The following is a 1442-nucleotide window of genomic DNA, read 5'->3' on the forward strand; positions in this document are numbered from 1 at the left end:
AGAGGGCGGTCTGTGGGCCCCTGCCCCTGATGTCGTAGTGTGATCGAGTGAATCTGTAGCGTTATGCCTAGCTGGTGGGCGTGAACGTGTTGAGATAGCCGGGTGAGTGAACGCAAGCCGTACGCGACGGACTTATCCGATGAGCGGTGGGCGTTGATCGAGCCGGTGATCACGGCGTGGAAGGCCGCCCACCCCTCGGTCAGCGGCCACCAGGGCAATTACCAGATGCGCGAGATCGTTAACGCGCTGCTGTACCAGGGCCGGACCGGCTGCCAGTGGAACTTGCTGCCCCATGACCTGCCGCCGCGCAGCGCGGTCATGTACTACTACACCGCCTGGCGTAAGGACGGCACCGACCAGGCCATCCACGATCTGCTGCGCTTCCAGGTGCGGGAAAAGAAGGGGCGATTAGCCGACCCGAGCCTGGTGGTGCTCGACACCCAGAGCGTGCGCGCCGCGGCCGGAGTCCCCGCCACCACGACCGGTCGGGACGCGGCCAAGAAGGTACCGGGTCGCAAGCGTGGGCTGGCCACCGATGTGCTGGGCCTGGTCATCGCGGTGGTGGTCGCGGCAGCCTCGATGCACGACAACACCATCGGCAACGCGCTGCTGGACCGGGTCGCCGCCGCCACTGCGCCCGGCAGCGTCCGCACCGCCCTGGTCGATCAGGGCTTCAAGAACACGGTGGTCGCCCACGGCGCCACCCACGGCATCGCCGTGCAGATCGTCGAGCGTAACCCCGCCGAGGCCGGGTTCGTCCCCCAGCCCAAGCGATGGGTGGTGGAGCAGACCTACGGCACGATGTCCCTGCACCGCCGCCTGGTACGCGACTACGAACACGATCCGGCCAGCTCCGAATCGCGCGTGTACTGGGCGATGACCGACGTGATGACCCGCCGGCTGACCGGCACCTCCACCCCGACCTGGCGCTCGGCGTGAGCACACCGGACCCCGGCACGTGGCTGCTGGACCGCATCGACGCCCGCGAGAAGGCTCTGACCAGCCAAATCGAACGGACACGAGACCAGATCGAGGAGCTGACCGGCCGCCTACGGGAACTCGATCAGGATCTCGATCATCTCCGGATCACCCGCAAGACCCTGCTCGTCCTGACTGCCGAGCCTGATCCGGCACCTCCGCCGCCACCGGCTCCCGTGGCCCCCGATCACCCCGCCTACCAGCACATTCTCACCCTCATGACCAGCGCAGACCAGCCCGTACGAGCGCGCGACCTCTGCCTGGCCCTGGACCTGCCCCTGGAGCGTAAGAACATCGAGAACACCCGCGCCAAGCTCAAACGCCTGGTCACCCTCGGCATTCTCGTGGAGACCGAGCCGGGATTGTTCACTCAGCCGCATCCGTAACCCGGCAACGAGCCCGTGACCAGCCCTTCTCGTGCAGAGCAAGCGATCAAAGGGACATCAACTCGCGAACCGCCCTCT

Annotated in this window: 2 protein-coding genes; both read left to right on the forward strand. The window is 66.9% G+C overall.

Going from position 1 to position 1442, the window contains the following annotated elements:
* Nucleotides 1-102 precede the first annotated feature (102 nt).
* Nucleotides 103-939 (forward strand): IS5 family transposase, encoded by an 837-nt coding sequence (locus tag AB0J69_RS61670; protein WP_364138683.1) that lies wholly within the window; start codon nt 103-105, stop codon nt 937-939.
* Nucleotides 936-1364 (forward strand): hypothetical protein, encoded by a 429-nt coding sequence (locus AB0J69_RS61675; protein WP_364138686.1) that lies wholly within the window; start codon nt 936-938, stop codon nt 1362-1364. The genes AB0J69_RS61670 and AB0J69_RS61675 overlap by 4 nt, the downstream gene beginning before the upstream one ends.
* Nucleotides 1365-1442: the final 78 nt, after the last annotated feature.

The sequence above is a fragment of the Nonomuraea sp. NPDC049709 genome (assembly GCF_040674815.1).
In the GTDB taxonomy this organism is placed as follows: Bacteria; Actinomycetota; Actinomycetes; order Streptosporangiales; family Streptosporangiaceae; genus Nonomuraea.